Consider the following 23,364-nt stretch of genomic DNA (forward strand, 5'->3'; position numbering starts at 1 on the left):
CCGCGGCTCGGGCTCCCCGCCGGGCCGCCCGCCGGCCGCGACCCCAGGAGACCCATGCCCCGCGCTCGCGCCCTCGCCCGCCTCACCGCCACCGCCGTGACGGGCCTCGTGCTCGTCGCCCTCACCGGATGCGGCGCCTCGGAGGAGGTGCCCGCCGCATCCGTCGCCGAGGCGGGGGAGGGGTCCACGACGTACCCGCTGACGCTGTCGAACTGCGGTCACGACGTGACGATCGACCAGGCGCCGTCGCGCGTGGTGTCGCTCGACCAGGACTCCACCGAGATCCTGCTGTCGCTCGGGCTCCAGGACCGCATGGTCGGGACCGCGTCGTGGACGGATCCCGTGCTCGACTCCCTGGCCGACGCGAACGCGCAGGTGCCCCGACTCGCCGACAACGCGCCCACCTACGAGGTGCTCATGGGCGCGGATCCCGACTTCGTCACCGCGTCCTTCGGCCGCCACTACGGCACCGGCGGCGTCGTCACGCGCGACCGGCTGGCCGAGACGGGGATCTCCTCGTACCTCTCTCCCACGGACTGCGACTCCGACGTCAGCATCAACGGCGGCGGGCAGCGCACCACCCCGCTCACGGTCGACGCGCTGTACCAGGAGATCCGCGAGATGGCCGAGGTCTTCGACGTGGAGGACCGCGGCGAGGCGCTCGTGTCGTCGCTCCTGCAGCGCGCGGCGGCGGCCACCGACGGCATGGACCTCGGTGGCGCCCAGGTCATGTACTGGTTCGCGGACACGAAGACGCCGTACATGGGCGGCGGCTTCGGCGCCACCGCGCTCCTGTCGCGTCAGACGGGCCTCACCGACACGTTCCCCGAGGTGCGCGACGACTTCATCGCCACCGGATGGGAGACCGTGGTCGACCGCGACCCGGACATCCTCGTGCTCGGCGACCTCCAGCGGAACCGCTTCCCCGGCGACAAGCTGCAGGACAAGGTCGACTTCCTGAAGTCGGACCCGCTCACGCGCGACCTCACGGCCGTCAAGGAGGACCGGATGGTGGCGCTGCACGGCGCGGAGCTGAACCCGTCCATCCGCTTCGTCGACGGGCTCGAGAAGATCCGGGCCTGGTGGGACGCGCGCGGGGACCGGCTCTGAGCGCGGCGGCCCCGGGGGCCTCGGACGCGCAGGGTGCCCCGCGGGCTCCGATCGCGACGGTCGCCCGGCGGGTCATGGGGCTCCCGCACGCGCTCCGCGTCGCGGTGCTCCTCGCGCTCGGGATCGTCGCCCTCGCGCTCTCGGTCGGCGTCGCCGTGACCCTCGGCCCGGCCGACGTGTCGCTCGTGAACGTGCGCGACATCCTGCTCAACCACGCGGGGCTCGCGAGCATCCCGGTGCGGGTCTCCGAGGACGCCATCGTGTGGCAGGAGCGCCTGCCGCGGGCGCTCGTCGCGGCCGCGTGCGGCGCGGGGCTCGGCCTCTGCGGCGTCGTGCTCCAGTCGCTGCTGCGGAACCCGCTCGCCGATCCCTTCGTGCTCGGCGTCTCCTCGGGCGCGTCCACCGGGGCCGTGCTCATCGGCGTGCTGGGTCTCGGCGGCGGCGCGATCGGCATGTCCGGCGGCGCGTTCATCGGCGCGCTGGTGGCGTTCGGCTTCGTGCTGCTGCTCGCGCGCTTCTCCTCGGGCGGCACGGCGGGCGTGATCCTCGCGGGCGTCGCCGGAACGCAGCTCTTCTCCGCGCTCACGTCGCTCGTGGTCTTCGCGTTCGCGGACTCCGACGAGACGCGTGGCATCATGTTCTGGCTCCTCGGATCCCTCGAGGGCATGCGCTGGGACGAGGTCGGCCTCAGCGTCGGCGTGGTCGCGGTCGGCGCGGTCGTGTGCCTCGCCTCCGCCCGCTCCCTCGACGCGTTCGCGTTCGGGGAGGAGGTGGCGTCGTCGCTCGGGATCCACGTGGGCCGCACCCGCACGATCCTCCTGGTCGTCACGGCGCTCCTCACCGCCACGCTCGTGAGCATCGCGGGGGCCATCGGCTTCGTCGGCCTGGTGCTCCCGCACGCGGCGCGCCTCATGTTCGGCCAGCGGCACGCGCGCGTCGTCCCCGCGACGATCGTGCTCGGCGCGGTGTTCATGGTGTGGGTCGACGCGGTCTCCCGGCTCGCGTTCGCGCCCACGCCGCTGCCCGTGGGCGTCGGCACCGCACTCGTCGGCGTGCCCGTGTTCATGCTGCTGCTGATGCGGAACCGGGGCCGGGCATGACGCTCGAGGCGCACGGCGTCAGCTGGTCGCGCGGCGGCCCGCTCGTGGTCGACGGCGTCACGCTCGAGCCCGCGCCCGGATCCACGGTGGGGCTGCTCGGGCCGAACGGCTCGGGCAAGTCGTCGCTGCTCAAGCTGCTGCAGGGGGCGGCGTCGCCCGACTCCGGCCGCGTGACGCTCGACGGCGCCGACCTCGCGGGGATCCGCCGCCGCGACGTCGCCCGCCGGGTCGCGACCGTGACGCAGCACGGCGAGACCGAGGTCGACATCGTGGTGCGCGACGTCGTGCGCCTCGGCCGCACGCCGTACCGCACGCTGCTCGGCGGCGACACCGCGGAGGACCAGGCGGCCATCGACCGCGCGATCGCGCACGTCGGCCTGGAGGACAAGGCCGACCGCGCATGGCGGACGCTGTCCGGCGGCGAGCGGCAGCGGGCGCACATCGCCCGTGCCCTCGCGCAGGAGCCGCGCGAGCTGCTGCTCGACGAGCCGACCAACCACCTCGACATCCGCCACCAGCTGGAGCTGCTCGCGCTCGTGCGCGACCTGCCGGTGACCACCGTGATCGCGCTGCACGACCTCAACCTCGCCGCGATGTACTGCGACGCCGTGCTCGTGCTGAGGGCGGGGCGCGTGGTGGCGGGCGGGGATCCGCGCGAGGTGCTGACGCCCGAGCTCATCGCCGACGTCTACGGGGTGCGCGCGCGGGTCGCGCACGACGAGGCAGCCGGCTGCCCGCGCGTGCTGTTCGACGCGGCGCCGCTCTAGGTGTACTCGGCCATGACGTTGGTGACACTTCGGGGCGTGTGAAGAGGCCTCCTGGCTTGATGGAGCTGTTCAGTTCAACCATCGCCAGGAGGCCTCGATGTCCCACGGTAATGCTCGTCTGACGGTTCACGGGAGGGTTCTCCTCGTGCGGCGGGTGGTGGAGGATCGTCGGCCGGTCGCGCACGTCGCGCGGGAGCTGGGGGTGTCGCGGCAGTGCGCGCATCGATGGGTGAACCGGTTCCGTGCCGAGGGGCTGCGAGGGCTGACGGATCGGTCATCGCGGCCCCGGTCAGTACCGAGGCGAACGAGCCCGGAGCGGGAACGGGCCGTGCTGGAAGCGCGGGCCCAGTTGCGGGCGGGTCCTGCGCGGCTGGCGCCGGTGACAGGTGTTCCATCCCGTACGATCTCCCGCATCCTGCGCCGGCACGGGGCGCCGCCGTTGGCATGGTTGGACCCCGTCACCGGGGCCGTGATCCGGGCATCCCGGTCAACGGCGCACCGGTATGAGCACGAGCATCCGGGTGATCTGATCCACGTGGACGTGAAGAAGCTCGGGAGGATCCCGGACGGAGGCGGCTGGCGGGTCCACGGGCGCAGCGAGCAGGTCCGCGGCCGCGGGATCGGGTTCGATTACGTCCATGCCGCGGTCGATGACCACACCCGTCTCGCCTACGCGGAGATCCATCCCGATGAGAAAGGCGCGACCGCGGCCGGGTTCCTGACCCGCGCAGCGGCGTACTTCGCCGGGCGCGGGATCACCCGGATCGAGCGGGTCATCACGGACAACGCGTTCGCCTACCGGCACTCGACCGCGTTCAAGAACGCCGTCCAGGACCTGGGCGCGCGGCAGAAGTTCATCCGCCCGCACTGCCCCTGGCAGAACGGCAAGGTCGAGCGCTTCAACCGGACCCTCGCGACCGAGTGGGCCTACCGGCAACCCTTCACCAGCAACCAACACCGGGCCGACGCGCTTGACCCCTTCATCGAGCACTACAACACTGAACGAATCCACTCAAGCCACGGGCTCACGCCCGCGGCCCGAGTGTCACCAACGTCATGACCCAGTACAGCTAGGCGGGGAACCCGTGCAGCGCCACGTGCTGCAGCAGGATCACCGTCTTGCCGTCGGCGATGCGGCCGTCGGCGACCATCGCGAGGGCCTCGTCGAGCGACACCTCGATGCGCTCGATGTCCTCGCCCTCCTCGGCCACGCCGCCGCCCGCGCCCACGACGTCGGCCGGCGTGTACGACGCGAGGTAGTGGTGCACGCGCTCGGTCACGGATCCGGGGCTCATGAACAGGTCGAACAGGTGCGTGAGCGCGACGATCTCGACGCCGAGCTCCTCGCGGGCCTCGCGACGGATCGCGCCATCGGGGGAGTCCTCGTCGAGCAGGCCGGCCGCCGCCTCGATCAGCATGCCGTCGGGGTGCCCGTTGACGTAGGCGGGGTAGCGGAACTGGCGCGTGAGCAGGATCCGGTGGGTGTCGGCCGCGTAGAGGAGCACGGTCGCGCCGTCGCCCCGGTCGTAGGTCTCGCGCTGCTGCTCCTGCCACGACCCGTCGCGGAGGCGCAGGTCGAGCGTCGTCCGGCGGAGCACGTGCCAGCCGTCGGAGGTGACCTCGACGCGCTTCACGACCACGTCGGGGTTCCGGTCGAGGTCCGTGCCGCGCAGGTGGAGGCCCGTGCGGCCGCGGGAGTCGGGGGCGGTCTCGCCGGGGCGCGTCATGGATCCATGCTGGCTGCCGGAACGGGGCCCGCGGATCCCCCGCGAGGTGGAGGCGGGGCGGCTCATCGACGCCCGTGTTGACTCCCGGGAAGCGGGCGCGTACTGTCAGTTCCACGCAGGACAAAAACGTTTTGGGAAGCAGTTCGATGATGAGCAGGCGAGTAGGCATCCGCGATGTCGCGGAGGCCGCGGGGGTCTCCCTGACGACCGTCTCGCACTCGCTCAGCGGGGCGGGGCAGGTGAGCGAGGCCACCCGCGAACGCGTCAAGGCCGTCGCCGCGCGGCTCAACTACGCGCCCAACCGCCAGGCCAGCGGGTTGCGCAGCCGGCGGTCGCAGATCATCGGGTTCGTCAGCGACGAGATCACCACCACGCCGTATGCGGGCCGGGTGCTGCTCGGCGCGCAGGAGGCGGCCGCGCGACAGGGCTGGGTGCTCATGATCGTGAACACCAGCGCCGACGCCGACGCGGAGGCGCGCAGCATCGAGGCGCTCCTGCAGCACAACGTCGACGGCATCGTCTACGCCCGGATGTACCACCAGCGGGTCGTCGTGCCGGAAGCGCTCGCCGCTGTCCCGACCGTGCTGCTGGATGCGACCACCGGCAACGACCACGTCTCCTCCGTCGTGCCGGACGAGCAGGGCGCAGCGGCCAGCGCGGTCGCGCACCTCATCGCCGCCGGGCACCGCCGCATCGGCTACCTCTCCAACGTGGAGGACATCCCGGCCACCCGCGGCCGCATCCGCGGCTACCGGCAGGCGCTCCATGAGCACGGCATCGCGGTGGACGAGTCGCTCCTCGTGCCGAGCGGATCCACCACGGGCCCGGGCCGCGAGGCCGCGGGCCGTCTGCTCGACCGGCCCGACCGGCCCACGGCCCTGTTCTGCTTCAACGACCGGATCGCGATGGGCGCCTACCAGGCGGCCCAGGCGCGGGGCCTGCGCATCCCCGAGGACCTGTCGGTCGTGAGCATCGACAACTTCGAGGTCATCGCCGCCGCGCTGGATCCCGGCCTCACGACCATCGCCCTGCCGCACCACGAGATGGGACGGTGGGCCATCGAGCGCCTGGCGCTCGAGCTCGAGTCGGCCAGGGACGACGAGCCCCTCGAGCCCGAGCAGGTGCGGATGCGCTGCCCGCTCATCGAGAGGCAGTCGGTCGGCCCGCCACCGCCCTAGGTGTAGTTCCCAGTGAGGTTGTGAACGCGTTCGGCGGGCGTGAGTCCGCCGATGCCGGTGTGGGGGCGGTGGTGGTTGTAGTGATGCAGCCAGGCGTCGTAGGTCGCGGCGCGGGCCTCGTCGGTGCGATAGGGATGGGCGTAGGCCCACTCGGTGGCGAGGGTGCGGTTGAAGCGCTCGACCTTCCCGTTCGTCTGGGGCCGGTACGGGCGGGTGCGTGTGTGGGCGATGGTGCCGAGCGCCTCGGTGAAGGCGTGGGAGCGGTAGCAGGAGCCGTTGTCCGTCAGGACACGGATCACGGTGATGCCCGCGGCGGTGAAGAACGCGTTCGCGCGGGCCCAGAACGCGGCAGCGGTCTCCTTGCGCTCGTCGGTGAGGATCTCGGAGTACGCCAGTCGGGAGTGGTCATCCACGGCGTGATGCAGGAACGCGTACCCCCGCCCGGTCCGGGGGTTGTTCTTCCGGCCGGCCTGTCGGCCGAGGACTCGGTGCCCGCCGCCGTCCGGGATACGGCCGAGCTTCTTGATGTCGACGTGGACCAGATCTCCCGGCGAGGAGTGCTCGTAACGTCGCGCGGGCGAGCGTCGGACGGGGAGTCCCGTCGCGGAATCCAGGTGCGTGAGCAACGGCATCCGGTAGCGACGGAGGACCCGCTCGACCGTGGAACGGGGGATACGCAGGTGGTAGCTGATGCGGTGCGGGCCCCACCGGCGAGTGAATCTCAGCGCGACGATCCGCCGCTCCCGACGCCGACTCGTGCGGGTCGGTTGCCGGTGCGGGCGGGATGACCGGTCCGTCATCGGCAACCCGGCCCGATACCGGCGAGCCCATCTCGACGCCGTCGCCGGCGAGCACTGGAACCTCTCCGCCGCACGCCGGACCGGCCACCCGTCCTCGATGATCAACCGGGCAAGCCGAACCCTGCCCACGGGAGTGAACGGGGCATTAGCGTGAGTCACGAAGACCTCCGGTGATGACGTGTGCTTGGTAACTCACATCGTCCCGGAGGTCTTCGCTATCCGCCCCAGCGTTCACAACCTCCCGAGGAACTACACCTAGGCGAGGACGGACCCACCTCCCGCGCCGAGGCCGCTGCAACGGCCCCGCGAATCAGCGCGACACCGCTGGCCCCCACCCGACCCACTCAGGAGGACGAATGATGAGACACGCGAAGAGACGACTGACCGGGGTGAGCCTACTGGCCGCGGCCCTGCTCGTCACCCAGACCGCCTGCGCCTCCGGCACCGCCGGCGGCACCGACGGAAAGGACGGCCAGCTCACGCTCTGGACTCACAACGGCGGCAACACCGAGGAGCTGGCTGCCGTGCAGTCGGTCGTCGACGCCTACAACGCGAGCCAGGACACGACGACCGTCGAGCTCAAGTCGTTCCCGCAGGCTTCCTACAACGACTCGGTCGTCGCGGCTGCCGCGGCGGGCAAGCTGCCCTGCCTCGTCGACATCGACGGCCCGAACGTGCCCAACTGGGCGTGGGCGAAGTACGTCGTGCCACTCGACCTCAGCGTCGATCTCGGCGAGAACCTGCCCAGCACCATCGGGACGTGGAACGACCAGACCTACGCGGTGGGCCAATACGACGTGTCGCTCGCGATGTTCGCGCGGCGGTCCGTGCTGGAGAGGGCCGGGATCCGCATCGCCACGGTCGATGAGCCCTGGACGCGTGACGAGACCGACCAGGCGCTGGCGGCCCTCAAGGCCGAGGGCACGTGGAGCGCGCCGCTCGACATTGGCACCGCCGACGTGGGCGAGTGGTACCCGTACGCGTACTCGCCGCTGTTGCAGTCCGCGGGCGGGGACCTGCTCGACCGCTCCTCGCTGCAGTCGGCCGAGGGCGAGCTCGACGGCCCGGCCGCGGTCGACTGGGCCACATGGATGCAGAGCCTCGTGGAGGACGGGTACGTCAGCGCCAAGAGCGGCGCGGATCCCGCCCTCGACCTCATCAACGACCAGACCGCCGTAATGTACGGCGGCAGCTGGGCCTCCGCCCAGCTCAGCGAGGCCATCGGCGACGACCTCGCCGTCATGCCGCCGCCGGACCTCGGTCAGGGCGTCACGGTCGGCGGCGGATCCTGGCAGTGGGGCGTGACCACCGGCTGCGCCGATCCCGCCGCCGCGATGGACTACCTCTCCTTCTCGCTCTCCCCGGAGAGCATCGCCACGGTCGCGAAGGCCGCGGGCACCATCCCCGCCACCGACGCCGCCGCAGCGCTGGTGCCCGGATTCGAGGAGGGCGGCGACCTCGCTCTCTTCCGCGAGTTCTCGAAGCGCTTCGCCGAGCTCCGGCCCGCCACGCCCGCGTACCCGTTCATCTCGAGCACGTTCACGAAGAGTATGCAGGACATCCTCGACGGCGCGGACCCCCAGGCCGCCCTCACCGACGCCGTGGAGGACATCGACGGGAACATCGAGTCCAACGGCGGATACACGCAGAAGTAGTCGCGGCGAGCGCTGCCGGCACGACGGGGTCGTCGTGCCGGCAGCGCCCTCCCCACGGAAGGAACTGCCATGACCACCATCACTCGATCCCGCCCCTCGGGCGCGGGCGGGTCGGCTCCGGGCTCCGGCGCCGACGAGGGCTCGGGACCGGGATCCCCGTCCGGTCCGGGCCGCGCGCCCGCCGGACGCACGACCCGCCCGAGGCGACCGCGCGCCCACGCCCACGAGCAGCGCGCCGGCTGGGCGATGCTCGGCCCGGGCATGATCCTCCTCGGCCTGTTCGTGCTCGTGCCCGCGGTGCTCGCGTTCGTGCTCGCCTTCACGAACGCGCGCCTCATCTCGCCCTATCCGGCCACGTTCGTGGGCCTCGACAACCTCACGCGGCTGCTCGCCGACGACACCTTCTGGCACGCGCTGCGGAACGTCGCGTTCTTCGCCGTGGTGGTCGTGCCCGTGCAGGCGGGGCTGGCGCTCGGGCTCGCGCTGCTCATCGACGCGAAGGTGAAGGGCACCACGTTCTTCCGCACGGTCTACTTCCTGCCCGTGGTCACCTCGATGGTGGTCGTCTCGCTGCTGTGGCTGTTCATGTACCGGCCGGACGGCCTCATCAACGTGCTCATCTCGCGCGTGACGGGCGGCGCGGTGCAGGGGCCGGACTGGCTCGGCGACCCGACGACCGCGATGCCCGCGATCATCCTCATGTCGGTGTGGCAGGGCGTCGGGTTCCACATGGTCATCTGGCTCTCGGGCCTGCAGACCATCCCGCCGGATCTGCACGAGGCCGCCGGGCTCGACGGCGTCACGCGGTGGCAGCGCTTCCGCTACATCACGTGGCCGGGGCTCGCGGCGACGCGCAGCCTCATCCTCGTGACCATCACCATCCAGGCGCTCAGCCTCTTCACGCAGATCAGCGTGATGACGCAGGGCGGGCCGCTCGACTCCACGACCACGGTCGTCTACGAGGCCGTGCGCTCCGGATTCGCGCAGCAGCAGACCGGGTACGCCTCGGCCATCTCGCTCGTCTTCTTCGTCATCGTGCTCGCGATCTCGGCCGTGCAGCGCTTCATCACCCGAGAGAGGGACTGACCATGGCCTCCACCCCGATCCTGGGCGCACCGCGCGCGGTCGACGTCGACCGCGCGCGGCTCGACGGGCCCGCGCACCCGCCGCGCGCCCCACGCGACCGCCGGGCGGTCCGCCGTCGCGCGGCGCCCGTCGCGGCGGCCGGCTGGATCGTGCGCATCGCGCTCGCTGCGGTGTTCGCGTTCCCACTCGTGTTCATGCTCGTGTCGTCGCTCAAGCCCGACCGGCAGATATTCTCCGACCTCTCCTCGTTCGCGGCGTTCCTGCCCACGGGCGATCTGTCGTTCGCGAACTACGCCGCGGTGTTCGAGCGCGTGCCCGCGGCGCGGTTCCTGCTCAACTCCATCGGCATCTCGGCCATCACGGTGGTGCTGGGGATCCTCGTGAACAGCCTGGCGGCGTTCGCGCTCTCGCGGATGCGGATCCCCGGCAAGGGCCTCATCCTCACGCTCGTCATCGCGACCCTCGTGGTGCCGTTCGAGACGCTCGCGCTGCCGCTCGTGTGGTGGGTGAACCAGCTGCCGTCGTTCGTGGTCGACGGCTTCGCGATCGGCTTCAGCAGGGGCTGGATCGACACGTACCAGGTGCAGATCATCCCGTTCGTGGCGAACGCGTTCTCCATCTACCTCTTCCACCAGTACTTCGAGTCGATCCCGAAGGAGCTCGACGAGGCGGCGCGCGTGGACGGGGCAGGCTGGTTCCGCATCTACCGGCAGCTGATCATGCCGCTGTCGGGGCCCGCCATCGCGACCGTCGCGATCCTCACCTTCCTGCCCGCCTGGAACTCGTACCTGTGGCCGCTCATGGTCGTGCAGAGCGAGGAGCTGCGGCCCGTGATGGTGGGCGTGCAGTACTTCTTCCAGCTCAACGTGCCGTGGGGCGAGGTGATGGCGTACGCGTCGCTCATCACGCTGCCCGTCGTGGTGCTGTTCATCGCCTTCCAGCGCTCCTTCGTGAGCAGCATCGCCGCCAGCGGCGTGAAGGGATAGGCGCCGTGGCACTTCGACTGCCCGACAAGTGGATCTGGGACTCCTGGTACGTGCAGGAGGGTGGCGTCACGCACGCGTTCTACCTGCACGCCAGCCGCGCCCTCGGCGATCCCGACCGCCGGCACCACCACCCCATCGTCGGCCACGCGGTGAGCCGTGACCTCGTGAGCTGGACGGTGCTCGAGGACGCGATCATCGTGTCCGAGCCGGGTGCGTTCGACGACGGCACGACCTGGACGGGCTCCGTCGTGCGCGCTGATGATGGCCTGTGGTGGATGTTCTACACGGGCACCACGCTGGCCGAGGGGATGCTCGTGCAGCGCATCGGCGCCGCCACCTCGACCGACCTGGTGACCTGGGCGAAGGTGTCGCGCGAGCCGCTCGTGGAGGCGGATCCGCGCTGGTACGAGCAGCTCGACCTCGACGCCTGGCACGACCAGGCGTGGCGGGACCCCTGGGTGCAGCGGCTCCCGGGCGCGTCGACGTGGCACATGCTCGTCACGGCGCGCGCGGCGACGGGGGATCCGCGGGAGCGCGGCGTACTGGGCCACGCGACGAGCGAGGACCTCGTCGACTGGACCGTGCATCCGCCGCTCAGTGCGCCCGGCCAGGGCTTCGGCCAGCTCGAGGTGTTCCAGCACGAGGTGGTGGACGGCGTGCCCGTGCTCCTCTTCTGCTGCGCGCGCTCCGAGCTGGGCCACGAGCGGCAGGCGGCGGGGGAGGCGGGAGGCGTGTACAGCGTCGTCGTCGACGCCCGGCTGACCGATGTCGACTTCCGTCGCGCGCGCCTGTTCCCGCGCACGGATCTGTACGCGTCGCGCCTCGTGCGCGACACCGCGGGCGGCTGGGTGCTGCTCGCGTTCGTGAATGAGGTCGACGGCAGGTTCATCGGGGAGCTCAGCGACCCGGTGCCGGTGACGGCGGATCCGCGCGAGGGCCTCGTGCCCCGGGGCGCGCATCCGATCGCCGTGAGCGCCGACACGCGGGAGGAGGCGGGGGTCCCGAGCTGAGGCCGGCCGGGCGGCGGAACCCGGCACCGCACGACGCAGGTGAACGACGAAGGAGTCGATCATGGAATCCGCACGCCCGCCTCTGGCCCCCCGCACCGCGCATCCGCGCGGACGGATGGCCGCTCTCGCCGCAGCCGCCGCACTCGTGTGCGCGCTCGCGGTGCCCGCCTCATCCGCCACGGCAGAGCCGACTGTTCCCGCGGACGGATTCGCGGACGGATTCGCGGCCGACGCCGACCGGTACCGCGCGCAGTACCACTTCACGGTCCCCGACCACTGGAAGAACGACCCCCAGCGGCCGGTCGTGATCGACGGCGTGACGCACTACTACTACCTCTACAACGCCGACTACGACCAGGAGGTCGGCACGTCGTGGCGCCTCGCGACGACCACCGACGGCGTCGCGTGGGCCGACCAGGGCATCGCGGCCGAGAAGAAGACGAACCCGAACTTCGACCTGTGGTCGGGGTCCGCGGTCGTGGATCCCGAGGGCACCGCCGGGTTCGGCCGCGGCGCCGTGGTGATGCTCGTGACGCAGATGGACCACCCGACGCCGCAGCAGATCGTCGACGCGTCGGGCCCGCAGGCGCAGTTCCTCTGGTACTCCACCGACGGCGGGCGCACCTTCACACCCTCGGGCGAGGAGGCCGTGCTCCCCAACCCGGGCGTTCGCGACTTCCGCGACCCGAAGGTGGTGTGGGACGACGAGCGCGGCAGTTGGGTCATGCTGATCGCCGAGGGCGCGACCCTCAGCTTCTCCACGTCGCCCGACCTCCGCTCCTGGACGCGCGTCTCCACGTTCGCGGCCGACGGCCTCGGGGTGCTGGAGTGCCCGGACCTGTTCCGCATCACGGCCGACGACGGCACCTCGAAGTGGGTGCTCGGCGCGAGCGCCAACGGGTATGCGACGGGCGAGCCGAACACCTACGCGTACTGGACGGGATCCTTCGACGGCCGCGCCTTCGTGCCCGACCCGGGAACGGGCCACCGCTGGCTCGACCAGGGCTTCGATTGGTATGGCGCCGTGACGTGGGCGGATCCGACCGCGCAGCACGAGGAGCGCCGCCTGGCCGTCGGGTGGATGAACAACTGGTCGTACCCGAAGGCGGGCCCGACCTGGGAGTCCGACGGCTTCACCGGCACCGACTCCATCACGCGCGAGATCCGCCTCGCCCGCGCGGATGGCGGCTACCGGCTCCTCTCCCAGCCGATCGCCGCGCTCGCCGGCCACGCCACGAGCGTGCGCGAGCTCGGCCCGGTACGGGTCGATGGCAGCGTCGTGCTCCCGTACGCGGGCACGGCGTACCAGCTGGAGACCGAGATCGCGTGGGATCGGCTCGACAACGTCGGCCTGCAGCTGCGGCGCTCCGCCGACGGATCCCGGCACGCCGACGTGGGCGTATTCCGCGACACCCTGTACGCGAACCGCGGCGGGACCGGCAACCCGGATCCGACGGGGAACAAGCTCGAGAGCCGGAGCCCGTTCGATGCGTCCGCGAAGGAGGTGAAGCTGCGGATCCTCGTGGACCGCACCACGGTCGAGGTCTTCGTCGACTACGGCGAGGTCGTGCACTCGAGCCAGGTGTTCGCGGAGCCGGCCGATGCGGGCATCGCCCTGTTCACGCAGGGCGGCGCGGCGACCTTCTCGAACCTGCGCATCACCGAGTTCGCGGATCTCGCGCAGCGGCCGGCGCACGTGCTGGCCGACTTCGAGGGCACCACCGCGGGCGTGGGCTGGACCGGGACGGGGGATCTGGTCGGGCTCGCGCCGAACGGCTCGCCGCTGGTCGGTCGGGTGGGCCGTCAGGCGCTCGACACGTACGTGCCCGGCCGGGGAGACGCGGCGACGGGCACGCTCACGTCGCCGCCGTTCACCATCGACCGCGACGCCATCCACCTGCTCATTGCGGGTGGGGATCACGGGCTCGGCGCGGAGCCGGCCACGAGCGTGAACCTGCTCGTGGACGGCGAGCCGGTGCGTACGGCTACGGGCGACGACTCGGCGAAGCTACGTCCGGTCGCATGGGACGTGTCCGATCTCGCGGGGCGGACCGCGCGGATCCAGGTGCTCGACGACGCGACCGGAGCGTGGGGCCACCTCATGGTGGATCAGGTGATGCTCGCCGACTGAGCGCCCGGCCCCGCCCGGTCCTGCCCGGCCTGCCCGGCCTGCCCGGCCCGGCTTGCTCGGCCGGGCCCCGTCTGGCCGCTCAGCGCACGCGGAGGTCGCGGGGGTGGCCGTCCAGCGAAGGGCGGCCGCTCCTGCCTGAGCGGAGGCTGAGGGTCGAGGACGAGCGGGGCTACCACGCCGTCTCCTTGGTGTGCCGGACATGATCCGGCATCGCGATCCGCATCGGGCTCGCGTCACCTCATCTCACAGGAGCACCACATGACCGACGTCACCCCCGCCACCGCATCCAGCCGCGCCGCCGCCAAGCACACGCCCGCCGACTCCGCCTCGGGCAAGAACACCATCGCCGACGGCGTCGTGGAGAAGGTCGCCGGCATCGCGGCCCGCCAGGTCCCCGGCGTCCACGACCTCGGCAACGGCGCGGCCCGTGCCGTCGGCGCGATCCGCAACGTCATCGGCCAGCAGGACCGCGGCCAGGGCATCTCCGTCGAGGTCGGCGAGAAGCAGGTCGCCGCCGACATCGTCGTCGTCGCCGAGTACCCCGTCGCGCTGCAGGACCTCGCCGACCGGATCCGCGAGGCCGTCACCGACGCCATCTCGCAGGTCGTCGGCATGGACGTCACCGAGGTCAACGTCACCGTCTCCGACGTGCACATCCCCTCGGACGACAAGGACGACGACTCGCAGAGCCGCGTCCAGTAGCACCGCCCGCTGACGGGACCGGGCGCGCCCCGGTCCCGTCGCCGCGCGCGGGCCGGTCCCGAGACGGCCCGCGCCACCCGCATCGCACAGCTCACTGCACCAGGCATCGAGCACCGAGCACGCAGCACCTTCCGGAGCATCCCCCGCACCGACGGGAGCGCCACCCGGCTCCCCCACCTGCACCCACGCACGATCCCCGCTCCAGACAAGAGGACACGAACCGATGAGCAAGTCGACCACCGCCACGACGGCACCCCGCGACACCCCGGCCCAGGGCCGTGGTCAGAAGGCGGCATCCGCCGGCGACCGCCCATCCACCGCCGCCCGCTGGGGCGCCGAGGCGTTCGGCACGTTCCTCCTCGTCTTCGGCGGCGTCGGCACCGCGCTCTACGCGTCCGCTTTCCCCGACGACGGCAACGCCACGGGCGTCGGCTTCCTCGGCGTCGCGCTCGCGTTCGGCCTCACCGTCATGGCGGGCATCGCCGCGGTCGGCGGCATCTCCGGCGGCCACTTCAACCCCGCCGTCAGCGTCGGACTCGCGTTCGCGGGCCGCATCGGCTGGCGCGAGGTGCCCGGCTACGTGGTCGCGCAGCTCGTCGGCGGGATCCTTGCCTCCAGCGCCCTCGCGCTCATCGCCGCGGACGGCCCCACCGGCTACCTCGCCTCGAAGCAGGACGCGGGCTTCGCGTCGAACGGCTTCGGCGACGCGTCGCCCGGCGGCTTCGGCCTCGGCGCGGTGCTGCTCGTCGAGGTCATCCTTACGGCCGTCTTCGTGACCGTGATCCTCGCCGTCACCGCCCAGAAGGCCTACGCGGCCGTCGCGCCGATCGTCATCGGGCTGACGCTCACCCTGATCCACCTCATCAGCATCCCGGTCAGCAACACGTCCGTGAACCCGGCCCGCTCCATCGCCGCCGCGATCTACGGCGGGCCCGAGGCGCTCGGGCAGGTGTGGGCGTTCATCGTCGCGCCGCTCGTGGGTGCCGCGATCGCCGGGCTCGCGCACCGCGCGCTGACCCGTGCCGCCGACGTCCCCGCCTGATCCACCCCACCCCGCCGCTGCGCCCTCACCGGGCGCGGCGGCCGGGTGCATGAACCCATCCCGCATCCGCACCACCGAAGGAGCACCGCCGTGAACGACGCCGCACCCGCCATCCGTCCCATCGACCTGACCGGCATCGACGCCGCGCACCCGGAGGGGGAGACGGTCGCGCATCGCGTGGGCGTCGCCGCGGCCGAGACCGCCGCGGGCGTCACGGGTGTGCACCACCTCGGCGGATCCGCCGCGCGGGCGCTCGACGCGGCGTCGCGGGCGATCCGCGGCACGAGCACCGGGCCGGGCGTCACGGTCTCCGAGGAGGCCGGCGGCACCGTGATCGACATCGACCTCGTGGTCGAGTACCCGACGCCCGTGCAGGACGTGGTCGACGAGACGCGCGAGCAGGTCGCCCGCGCGGCCCGGCAGATCGCGCCGGGCGCCGTCCGCGTGAACATCCGCGTGACCGACGTGCACGGTCCGTTCGACGACGTGCAGTCGCCCGCGGGTGCCGCGCTCGAGAAGGCGAAGGACGCCGGATCCGACGCGCTCGAGAAGGCGAAGGACGCCGGATCCGACGCGCTCGAGAAGGCGAAGGACGCCGGATCCGACGCGCTCGAGAAGGCGAAGGACGCCGGATCCGACGCGCTCGAGAAGGCGAAGGACGCCGGATCCGACGCGCTCGAGAAGGCGAAGGACGCCGGATCCGACGCGCTCGAGAAGGCGAAGGACGCCGGATCCGACGCGCTCGAGAAGGCCAAGGCGGCCGGGGCCGATGGGCTCGACAAGGCGAAGGCCGCGGGGTCCGAGGGGCTCGAGAAGGCCAAGGCCGCGGGAGCTGAAGCGGCCGATCGCGCCCGCGAGGCCGGCGACCGGATCCAGGACGCGTCCGCCGACGCCGCCACCCGCGCGCATGGCGCCGGATCGCGCGCCGCGGACACGGCGAAGGAGATCGGCTCCGAGGTCGCCGACCGGGCGAAGGCCGCGGGCGCCGTGCTCGCCGACTCCGCGAAGGCGGACGTCGAGGAGACCCGCGAGGCGGCAGAGGAGCGCGACGAGCGCGCCGCCGCCGACGCGGCCGACTTCGACACCTACGCGGAGCCCGCCGGATCCGCGCCCGAGGTCACCGTGATCGTCGACGGGCACGGCGAGCAGCCGACCCGCATCGAGGTCGACGGCCCCGCCACCGTGGAGGTGCAGGGCGACCGCGTCGAGGTCGACGGATCCGACGCATCCCGCACCGAGGCCGAGGACGCCGACCGCTCCTAACGGTCGACGGGGCGTCCGTCCCGCGCCACTATCGTCCGACGCCTGCGAGCGAGCCGACGGTCTTGCCGGCGGGATCCCCGATGATGCAGTCGACGGTGCGGTCGCCCGTGCTCCAGCTGTCGCTCGTCGGCTTGTACCCCTGGTAGTCGTAGATCGAGTCCTGGTAGTCGAAGCCGACGAAGGGCCCGAACGCCGCGCCGCACAGGTCGTCGGCCTGCGCGTCCACCGCGTCGTCGCCGGGGAAGTCGTCGCCCGTCAGCGTGGGGGCCGCGTACACCTCGAAGTCGTGCGGGTCGGAGCACGGCACGGTGCTCACGTCGCCCACTGGTGCGAGTGCGGGGAGCCGTCGTCGCTCGCGGGGTGCGCATCAGCCGTGTCCTGCTCGTCCACGGCGGCCGATGCCGCGTCGTCGAGGCAGTCGCCCTGGCGCAGCGCGAAGACGTCGGTCGTGCCGCCGGCAGTGATGGATCCGTCGTCGCCGCGCGTCTCGGCGTACGGCACGAGGTCCGCCCGCTGCTGCAGCGAGCACCCGCTGAGCGCGGCGACGAAGAGGACGGCAGCGAACGCGGTGGGCAGGATGCGGCGGGCGGCGACGGCCATGGGGGTCCTCGGGTTCGGGGAGCGGATCGGGCTCACCGTAGCGGGGCCCCTCGCCTGCGCGCGCGAGTTGCCCGGTGGCGGATCCGCGGCGTCAGTCGAAGCGCGCGCCGCCGGGTCGCGACCGGCTCGCGGTCATGACCACGTAGACGATCGTCCCGAGGATCGGGATGAAGTTGATGAAGGTCCACGTGCCGCTGCGGTCGACGTCGTGCAGCCGCCGCCACGAGACGGCGAACGACGGGATGAACACGGCGAGCTGGAACACGCCGAGGACGGCGCCCCACGAGTCCGTGATGGTCACCGCGTCGAAGGCGCCGAGCGCCTGGCGGCCGTCGGTGTCCAGGTCGCTCAGGGTCCGCAGCACGGACGACACGACGAAGCCCGTGAGCGCCCACCACCAGAACTCGCTGCGGCTCGCGCGCCCGCGGAAGGTCGCGTACTTGAGGAAGAACCGCCGCATCGCCTCGGCCCAGGACGCGCCGTACAGCGGCAGGTCGAGGGACGGCGTGGATCCGGGCGGCGTCGCGGCGGTCATGCGTCGACCGTATCGGAGCCCGGCCGCACCCGCGGGGGAGCGGATGCGGCCGGGCGGTACGCGGGCCGGGACGGCATCACACCACCGCGAGCCCCAGCACCGCGAACGCCCCGAAGGCGACGCCCCAGACGGCGATCGCGATCGTCTCCCAGATGAGCACCGCGCGCGGGCGGGCGCCGAAGGACACCATCGCCGCCGACGTGAAGTGCGTCGGCACCAGGAGCGGGCCGAGGAGGCTGACGCCGGGCACGCCGTAGCGGTCGAACGTGCGGCGGATCTTGGCCCGCCGCGGCGTCTCCTCCTTCGCGCTGTCGCGGGTCAGCCGGGAGCGCGTGCGCGAGGCGACGAGCACGATCAGCGCCACGATGGCGACGTTGCCGACGACTGCCGCTAGCACCGCCACCGCCACGTGCTGGCCGCTGAGCACGCCCAACACGGCGGCGAGCTCGACCTCGAGGAACGGGATCATCGCGGTGACCATGATCCCGAACCACCGGAGCAGCTCTGGCAGGCCGTTCGTGAAGTCCTGCAGCGCGTCGATCATCCCTTCAGCGCCTCCCGCAGCTTCACGCGGCTGCCGGTGCGGAGCAGCGAGTTGCTGTAGATGCGGGATCCGAGGGCGACCACCACGGCCGTCGTGGCGATGAGCACGGCGAGCGACACGAGCGGCTCCCACCACTGGGCCTCGCCGAGGAACAGGCGCATCGGCATCCCGACCGGGGCCGAGAAGGGCACGTACGACATGACCGTCATCACCACGGGGTTGTCGTTGAAGAAGATGACCGCGAAGTACGGGATCATCACGAGGTACGTGACCGGGGCCGTGACGGCGCCCACGTCCTCCTGGCGGGAGACGAGCGAAGCCGCGGCCGCGAAGAGCGACGCGAGCAGCACGAACCCGAACAGGAAGAACACGACGAACCAGATCACGGCCGGGCCGATGATCGCGAGCAGCGCCGTCTGCTCCGTCACGAGCAGGCCGACGCCGGTCATCAGCGCGATGAGCGCGATCTGCGCGAACGCGAGGATGCTGTTGCCGAGCACCTTGCCGGCGAGCAGCGCGCGCACGGGGATGGTCGACATGAGCAGCTCCACCACCCGGGTCTGCTTCTCCTCGACGACGCTCTGGGCGATGATCTGCCCGAACGTCAGCGCCGAGATGAAGAACACGACGCCGAACGCGAGCGCCACGAGGTAGGCGATGGCGGGGTTCGTGGCCGGCTCGTCGAGCAGCTCCACGCGCGGGGTGTCGGTGAGGGCGCTGACGACGCCATCGGGCGCCGAGGTGTCGCCGATCACGAGCACGGCGCCGTCGGCGTCCGCCTGGGTGTCGGGGACGACCGCCGCGTCCACCTCGCCGTCGCGCACCATCGCCCGCGCGTCCTCGACGCTGTCGGCGGGCACGCCCTCCAGCGACGCGGCGGCGGACACGGTCTGCTGGGCGGCGCCGACCACGGCGACACGGGTGCGCTCGCCGTCGCCGGAGCCGGCGTTCGCGGTGAGGAAGCCGCTGACGATGATGGAGGCGAGGATCCCGACGAGCAGGATCCCGGTGCTGATGAGGAAGGACTTGCTGCGCAGGCGCATGCGCACCTCGCGACCCGTCACGAGCATCGTGGACTGGACGAACGTCGGGGCCGTGCCCCGTCGGGTGGCGCTGGTGGTGCTCACTGGACGACCTCCTGGAAGATCTCGCTGAGGGTGGGGCGGCGGCGGGTGAACCCGGTGACGGATCCGCGGGAGACGGCCTCGGCGAGCACGCGCTGGCGCGCCTCCTCGTCGGCCTCGAAGAGCACGTAGCCGCCGTCGAACTCGACGACCTCGACGCCGGGCACGTCGCGCACCCAGCCGCCGTCGCCCGCGATCTGCAGCTCCGTGAGCGGGCGGCTGTGCTGGTCGCGCAGCTCCTCGCGGTCGCCGGACGCGCGGATCCGGCCCTCGGCGATGACGACCACGTCGTCGCAGAGGCGCTCGACGATGTCGAGCTGGTGCGAGGAGAAGAGCACGGGCACGCCCTGCGCGGCCCGCTCGGTGAGGACGCCGAGGACGGTCTCGACCGCGATCGGGTCGAGGCCCGAGAACGGCTCGTCGAGCACGAGCACCTCGGGATCGTGCACGAGGCTCGCGGCGATCTGCGCGCGCTGCTGGTTGCCGAGCGACAGCGACTCGATGGGGTCGTCGCGACGCTCGCCGAGGCTCAGCCGCTCGAGCAGCCGTTCGGTGCTGGTGGTCGCGTCGGCCGCGGTCATGCCGTGCAGGCGGCCGAGGTAGACGATCTGCTCCTGCAGCTTCATCTTCGGGTAGAGGCCGCGCTCCTCGGGCATGTAGCCGAAGGTGCGGCGGCTCGAGGTGCCGAGGTCGCTGCCGTCCAGCGAGACGGTGCCGGAGTCGGCGGTGAGCACGCCGAGCATGATCCGCATGGTGGTGGTCTTGCCGGCGCCGTTGCCGCCGACGAAGCCGGTCAGCCTCCCCGGTCGCACGGTGAAGGACACGTCGTCGAGGACACGGCGGTCCCCGAACGATCGCGTGACGTTCTGGACTTCGAGCACGGAAGGGCCTCCTCGGTGGGCGTGGGTGATCCGTGCTGCTCACGCTAGGTGCGGGGTGCGCGGGGCGAGTCCGCCGTGTGGGGGAACCGGGTGGGGGACGGGCGCGGGGGCGCGCGGGCAGCGGATGGGGGCGTGGCCGACGGTGATCCGTGGCCCGGCTCCTCCTAGGGTCGGAGCATGCGCTTCCCCACCCTCATCCAAGCCGTCGCCGACGGAGCCTCCGCGGCGGGACTCGTGCTCTTCGCGTTGATCGCCACAGGCATCGGCACCGCGCCGCTCGCGATCGGCGGGATCGTGCTGCTGGGGCTGTCGGCGATCGTGCGCGTCGTCGCGATCGTGTGGGCGCGGCGCCGGCTCGCGGTCGTCGGCCGGGGTCGCGGATCGTGGCAGCGGTGGATCCACGTGCTCTGGGCCCTGGAGTGCCTCGCCTTCGTCGCGGGACTCCTGCTCGCGCACTCGTCCGTCGGCGCCGTCGCGACCGCGGCGATCGTCGGCGTGCTCGTGGGCGTCGCGTCCGCCGCGCTCGCCGGGGGCGCCGCCCGACGCGCCGGACGCGGATCCGGCTTCGTCGACTCCGCCTCGATCACCGCCTACGCGTAGGCGCTCGCGGCGGGCCCCGTGACGCCCGGCCGCACCGCGAACAGCATCCCCGCGCGCGGATGCCGGGCCGAGTCCTCCTCGGAGTAGCCCTCCTGCGAGGTCGTGATCACGAGCACGTCGCGGGCGGGCCCGACGAGGGCGCAACTGGAGACCTGGGGCGCATCCACCCGCACGGATCCCACGTGCTCGCCCGCGGGGGAGTAGCGCCGGACCTCGCTGCCGCCCCAGAGCGCGACCCAGAGGAAGCCCTCGTCGTCGACGCACATGCCGTCGGGGTGGCCGTCGGCGGGGTCGATCTCGACCACCACCTCGGGATCCGCGAGGCCGCCCTCCTCGGTGACCCGGAAGCGGCGCACCTGCTGCGTGGTCGTGTCGATGTAGAGCATCTCCGTGCCGTCCGAGGAGAACGCCGTGCCGTTGGAGATGGTGACGCCCTCGAGCACGGTCGTCGCCCGGCCGCGGTCGAGCAGGTAGAGCGCGCCCGCGCCGAGGGTCTTGTCGAAGGCCATGGATCCCGCCCAGAGCCGGCCGCGCGGATCCACCTCGCCGTCGTTCATGCGCCGCCGGATGCCGTCGGCCGGCAGCACGTCGACCACCGGGATGAGCGCGCCCTCCGCCGTGAGGCGCACGAAGCCGTCGCGCGCGGCGAGCACGTGGCCGCCGTCGGCGTGCCGGACGACCGCGCCGACCGGGCCGCCCACGTGCGTCTCGGTGACAGGCCCGACGGCGAAGGTCACCGTGTCGAACGCGGCCTCGCGCACGATGCCGACGTACTGGTCGGCCCAGAGCAGGGTGCCGCGCGCCTCGTCCCAGAGCGGCGCCTCGGCGTGCTCGGAGCGGACCGTGTCGAGCGGGACGGCGTCCCACGTGGTGACGCTCATCGGGTGCCGTCCCGCGGACCGCGCTCCGGCGCGCCCTCGCCCTCGTACGCGCGCTGCGGCATCTGCGTCGCGAGCTTGCCGCCGCTCACGTCGACGAGCGTGCCGGTGATGTACCCGGCGCGGTCGCTCGCGAGGAACACGAGGAGGTCGGCCACGTCGTCGGGCCGCTCCCACCTGCGGATGCTGAGGGTGTCGAGCAGGCGATCCTGCGCGGGCTCCGGCATCTCGGCGAAGCCGTTCATGGCGGTGGGGATCATGCCCGGCGCGTACGCGTTGACGGTGATGCCCCACGGCCCCAGCTCGCTCGCGAGCACGCGCGTGAACTGCACGACCGCGGCCTTCGAGGCGCCGTAGGCGGCCGCGCCGACGCTCGGGATGACGGCCGCGAACGACGCCGCGTTGATGATCCGCCCGCCGCCGCCCGCCTTCATGACCGGGATGACGGCCTGCGACAGCAGGAACACGCCGCCCACGTTCACGTCGAACGCGGCTTGGAAGCGCGCGGGATCCAGCGTCTCGACCGGCCCCTCGACGTTGATCCCCGCGTTGTTCACGAGCACGTCGATGCGGTCGGCCGCATCGACCACCTGCGCGATGGCCGCCTGGACGGAGGCCTGGTCGGTGACGTCGGCGACGATCGCCGTGATGCCCTCGGGCAGTGCGTCGCGGAAGCGGAGGTCGAGTCCGAAGACCCGGCACCCCTCCTCGAGGAAGCGCTCAGCGATGGCGCGGCCGATGCCCTGCGCGGCACCGGAGATGACGACGACCCTGTCGTGGAGATCGATGAGCATGCGTGTTCCCTGCGGTCGAATAGCGTTTCCCTCAACGTAGATGACCGAGGGAGACCGCCATGTCCGGAAGCCGGACGCACGACGACGACCACGACGGCGCTGCGCCTGGGGAGGGATCGGCGGGCCCGCGGACCCTGTGGGTGAGCGGCGCGGGATCCGGCGTCGGCCGCGCGACCGCCGTCGCCGCGGCCCGTGACGGCTGGCACCTCGTGCTCTCGGGGCGGCACCGGGACGCGCTCGACGAGACGCGCGCGCTCGTGGAGGCAGCCGGATCCACCGCCGAAGTCGCCCCGCTCGACGTGACGGACGACGCCGCGCTCGACGCGGTGGTGGCAGGCCTCGACCGGCTCGACGGCGTGGTGGTCGCGGCCGGCCTCAACGCCCCGCGCCGCTCGTGGGCCGAGCAGGACGTCGCGGACTTCGACCGCATCGTCGCGACCAACCTCACCGGCCCGGCGCACCAGGTCGCCGCCGCGCTGCCGCTGCTGCGCGCATCCGGCGGCACGGTCGTGCTCGTCTCCTCCTACGCCGCGTGGACCCACTCGCCGGGCGCGGGCGTCGCCTACAGCGCCTCGAAGACGGCGCTCGGGGCGCTCGTGCGCGACCTCAACGCGCAGGAGGCGGGCAGCGGGATCCGTGCCACGCACCTCTGCCCCGGCACCATCGACAGCGACTTCCTCGCACTCCGCCCGACCGTCCCCGACGCCGCCGAGCGCGCCGCGATGCTCACGCCCGACGACGTGGCGCGCGCCGCGATGTTCGTGCTCGCCTCGCCGCCGCACGTGCGCATCGACGAGCTGGTGCTGTCCCCGATGTCGCAGCGCGGCGGGTTCTGATCCCGGCGGCTCGCC

Annotated in this window: 25 protein-coding genes; 15 read left to right on the forward strand and 10 right to left on the reverse strand. The window is 72.4% G+C overall.

What is annotated here, in order from left to right:
• The first annotated feature begins 54 nt into the window (after window positions 1-54).
• The 4 genes from CMS_RS04645 (at window position 55) to CMS_RS16515 (ending at window position 4,037) form a co-directional block, all read left to right on the forward strand.
• Complete coding sequence (locus tag CMS_RS04645) at window positions 55-1,110, forward strand: ABC transporter substrate-binding protein (RefSeq protein WP_041464409.1); 1,056 nt, start codon at window positions 55-57, stop codon at window positions 1,108-1,110.
• 74 nt (window positions 1,111-1,184) lie between these two features.
• Window positions 1,185-2,210: a FecCD family ABC transporter permease gene (locus CMS_RS04650; protein WP_012298343.1), complete on the forward strand. Its 1,026-nt coding sequence runs from the start codon at window positions 1,185-1,187 to the stop codon at window positions 2,208-2,210.
• Window positions 2,207-2,977, forward strand: coding sequence for an ABC transporter ATP-binding protein (locus CMS_RS04655; protein ID WP_012298344.1), 771 nt, complete (start codon window positions 2,207-2,209; stop codon window positions 2,975-2,977). Before CMS_RS04650 ends, CMS_RS04655 begins: the two co-directional genes overlap by 4 nt.
• A gap of 97 nt (window positions 2,978-3,074) precedes the next feature.
• On the forward strand, window positions 3,075-4,037 hold the full coding sequence (locus tag CMS_RS16515) for an IS481-like element IS1121 family transposase (RefSeq protein ID WP_012296866.1): 963 nt from the start codon (window positions 3,075-3,077) through the stop codon (window positions 4,035-4,037).
• Window positions 4,038-4,047: 10 nt separating this feature from the next.
• Here CMS_RS16515 and CMS_RS04665 read toward each other — a convergent pair whose 3' ends face one another.
• The gene (locus CMS_RS04665; RefSeq protein WP_041464410.1) at window positions 4,048-4,704 is read right to left on the reverse strand and encodes an NUDIX domain-containing protein; all 657 of its coding nucleotides are present in this window, start codon (window positions 4,702-4,704) and stop codon (window positions 4,048-4,050) included.
• Between the two features lie 149 nt (window positions 4,705-4,853).
• Between CMS_RS04665 and CMS_RS04670 the strand changes: the two genes are divergently transcribed.
• Complete coding sequence (locus tag CMS_RS04670) at window positions 4,854-5,882, forward strand: LacI family DNA-binding transcriptional regulator (protein WP_198433872.1); 1,029 nt, start codon at window positions 4,854-4,856, stop codon at window positions 5,880-5,882.
• Here the strand turns inward: CMS_RS04670 and CMS_RS04675 are convergent.
• Window positions 5,879-6,841 (reverse strand): IS481 family transposase, encoded by a 963-nt coding sequence (locus CMS_RS04675; RefSeq protein ID WP_012298347.1) that lies wholly within the window; start codon window positions 6,839-6,841, stop codon window positions 5,879-5,881. The two genes, CMS_RS04670 and CMS_RS04675, sit on opposite strands and share 4 nt — an antisense overlap.
• Before the next feature lie 230 nt (window positions 6,842-7,071).
• Here CMS_RS04675 and CMS_RS04680 point away from each other — a divergent pair, with 230 nt between their 5' ends.
• The 8 genes from CMS_RS04680 (at window position 7,072) to CMS_RS16520 (ending at window position 16,557) form a co-directional block, all read left to right on the forward strand.
• Window positions 7,072-8,337, forward strand: coding sequence for a sugar ABC transporter substrate-binding protein (locus CMS_RS04680; RefSeq protein ID WP_223842728.1), 1,266 nt, complete (start codon window positions 7,072-7,074; stop codon window positions 8,335-8,337).
• Window positions 8,338-8,406: 69 nt separating this feature from the next.
• Window positions 8,407-9,423: a carbohydrate ABC transporter permease gene (locus CMS_RS04685; RefSeq protein ID WP_012298349.1), complete on the forward strand. Its 1,017-nt coding sequence runs from the start codon at window positions 8,407-8,409 to the stop codon at window positions 9,421-9,423.
• A gap of 194 nt (window positions 9,424-9,617) precedes the next feature.
• Complete coding sequence (locus CMS_RS04690; protein ID WP_407637330.1) at window positions 9,618-10,409, forward strand: carbohydrate ABC transporter permease; 792 nt, start codon at window positions 9,618-9,620, stop codon at window positions 10,407-10,409.
• A 5-nt stretch (window positions 10,410-10,414) separates the two neighbouring features.
• Window positions 10,415-11,419: a glycoside hydrolase family protein gene (locus CMS_RS04695; RefSeq protein ID WP_012298351.1), complete on the forward strand. Its 1,005-nt coding sequence runs from the start codon at window positions 10,415-10,417 to the stop codon at window positions 11,417-11,419.
• A 61-nt stretch (window positions 11,420-11,480) separates the two neighbouring features.
• On the forward strand, window positions 11,481-13,550 hold the full coding sequence (locus tag CMS_RS04700; RefSeq protein WP_012298352.1) for a glycoside hydrolase family 32 protein: 2,070 nt from the start codon (window positions 11,481-11,483) through the stop codon (window positions 13,548-13,550).
• A 258-nt stretch (window positions 13,551-13,808) separates the two neighbouring features.
• A complete protein-coding gene (locus tag CMS_RS04705; protein ID WP_041464411.1) occupies window positions 13,809-14,252 on the forward strand; it encodes an Asp23/Gls24 family envelope stress response protein in 444 nt (147 codons plus the stop codon).
• A gap of 223 nt (window positions 14,253-14,475) precedes the next feature.
• The gene (aqpZ, locus tag CMS_RS04710) at window positions 14,476-15,294 is read left to right on the forward strand and encodes an aquaporin Z (RefSeq protein WP_012298354.1); all 819 of its coding nucleotides are present in this window, start codon (window positions 14,476-14,478) and stop codon (window positions 15,292-15,294) included.
• Between the two features lie 90 nt (window positions 15,295-15,384).
• Window positions 15,385-16,557, forward strand: coding sequence for an Asp23/Gls24 family envelope stress response protein (locus CMS_RS16520; protein ID WP_012298355.1), 1,173 nt, complete (start codon window positions 15,385-15,387; stop codon window positions 16,555-16,557).
• A 28-nt stretch (window positions 16,558-16,585) separates the two neighbouring features.
• Here CMS_RS16520 and CMS_RS17765 read toward each other — a convergent pair whose 3' ends face one another.
• The 6 genes from CMS_RS17765 to CMS_RS04740 form a co-directional block, all read right to left on the reverse strand.
• Window positions 16,586-16,873 carry a septum formation family protein gene (locus CMS_RS17765; RefSeq protein WP_223842729.1) on the reverse strand — a complete coding sequence of 96 codons (288 nt, stop codon included), beginning with the start codon at window positions 16,871-16,873 and terminating at the stop codon, window positions 16,586-16,588.
• The gene (locus CMS_RS17770; protein WP_223842730.1) at window positions 16,870-17,157 is read right to left on the reverse strand and encodes a hypothetical protein; all 288 of its coding nucleotides are present in this window, start codon (window positions 17,155-17,157) and stop codon (window positions 16,870-16,872) included. Before CMS_RS17770 ends, CMS_RS17765 begins: the two co-directional genes overlap by 4 nt.
• Window positions 17,158-17,248: 91 nt before the next feature.
• Window positions 17,249-17,692 carry a DUF805 domain-containing protein gene (locus CMS_RS04725; protein ID WP_012298356.1) on the reverse strand — a complete coding sequence of 148 codons (444 nt, stop codon included), beginning with the start codon at window positions 17,690-17,692 and terminating at the stop codon, window positions 17,249-17,251.
• A 76-nt stretch (window positions 17,693-17,768) separates the two neighbouring features.
• Complete coding sequence (locus CMS_RS04730) at window positions 17,769-18,236, reverse strand: hypothetical protein (RefSeq protein ID WP_012298357.1); 468 nt, start codon at window positions 18,234-18,236, stop codon at window positions 17,769-17,771.
• Window positions 18,233-19,363, reverse strand: coding sequence for an ABC transporter permease (locus tag CMS_RS04735; RefSeq protein ID WP_012298358.1), 1,131 nt, complete (start codon window positions 19,361-19,363; stop codon window positions 18,233-18,235). Before CMS_RS04735 ends, CMS_RS04730 begins: the two co-directional genes overlap by 4 nt.
• A complete protein-coding gene (locus CMS_RS04740) occupies window positions 19,360-20,241 on the reverse strand; it encodes an ABC transporter ATP-binding protein (RefSeq protein ID WP_012298359.1) in 882 nt (293 codons plus the stop codon). The genes CMS_RS04735 and CMS_RS04740 overlap by 4 nt, the downstream gene beginning before the upstream one ends.
• A 177-nt stretch (window positions 20,242-20,418) precedes the next feature.
• On the opposite strand from CMS_RS04740, the gene CMS_RS04745 reads away from it, so the two are divergent.
• A complete protein-coding gene (locus CMS_RS04745; protein ID WP_049791893.1) occupies window positions 20,419-20,841 on the forward strand; it encodes a hypothetical protein in 423 nt (140 codons plus the stop codon).
• On the opposite strand, the gene CMS_RS04750 is transcribed toward CMS_RS04745, so the two are convergent.
• Together CMS_RS04750 and CMS_RS04755 are read right to left on the reverse strand one after the other, a co-directional pair.
• The gene (locus CMS_RS04750) at window positions 20,832-21,722 is read right to left on the reverse strand and encodes an SMP-30/gluconolactonase/LRE family protein (protein WP_012298361.1); all 891 of its coding nucleotides are present in this window, start codon (window positions 21,720-21,722) and stop codon (window positions 20,832-20,834) included. The genes CMS_RS04745 and CMS_RS04750 overlap by 10 nt on opposite strands.
• On the reverse strand, window positions 21,719-22,513 hold the full coding sequence (locus CMS_RS04755; RefSeq protein WP_012298362.1) for an SDR family NAD(P)-dependent oxidoreductase: 795 nt from the start codon (window positions 22,511-22,513) through the stop codon (window positions 21,719-21,721). Before CMS_RS04755 ends, CMS_RS04750 begins: the two co-directional genes overlap by 4 nt.
• Window positions 22,514-22,572: 59 nt before the next feature.
• Between CMS_RS04755 and CMS_RS04760 the strand changes: the two genes are divergently transcribed.
• A complete protein-coding gene (locus CMS_RS04760; protein ID WP_012298363.1) occupies window positions 22,573-23,349 on the forward strand; it encodes an SDR family oxidoreductase in 777 nt (258 codons plus the stop codon).
• The last annotated feature ends 15 nt before the right edge of the window (window positions 23,350-23,364 follow it).

The sequence above is a fragment of the Clavibacter sepedonicus genome (assembly GCF_000069225.1).
Classification (GTDB): Bacteria; Actinomycetota; Actinomycetes; order Actinomycetales; family Microbacteriaceae; genus Clavibacter; species Clavibacter sepedonicus.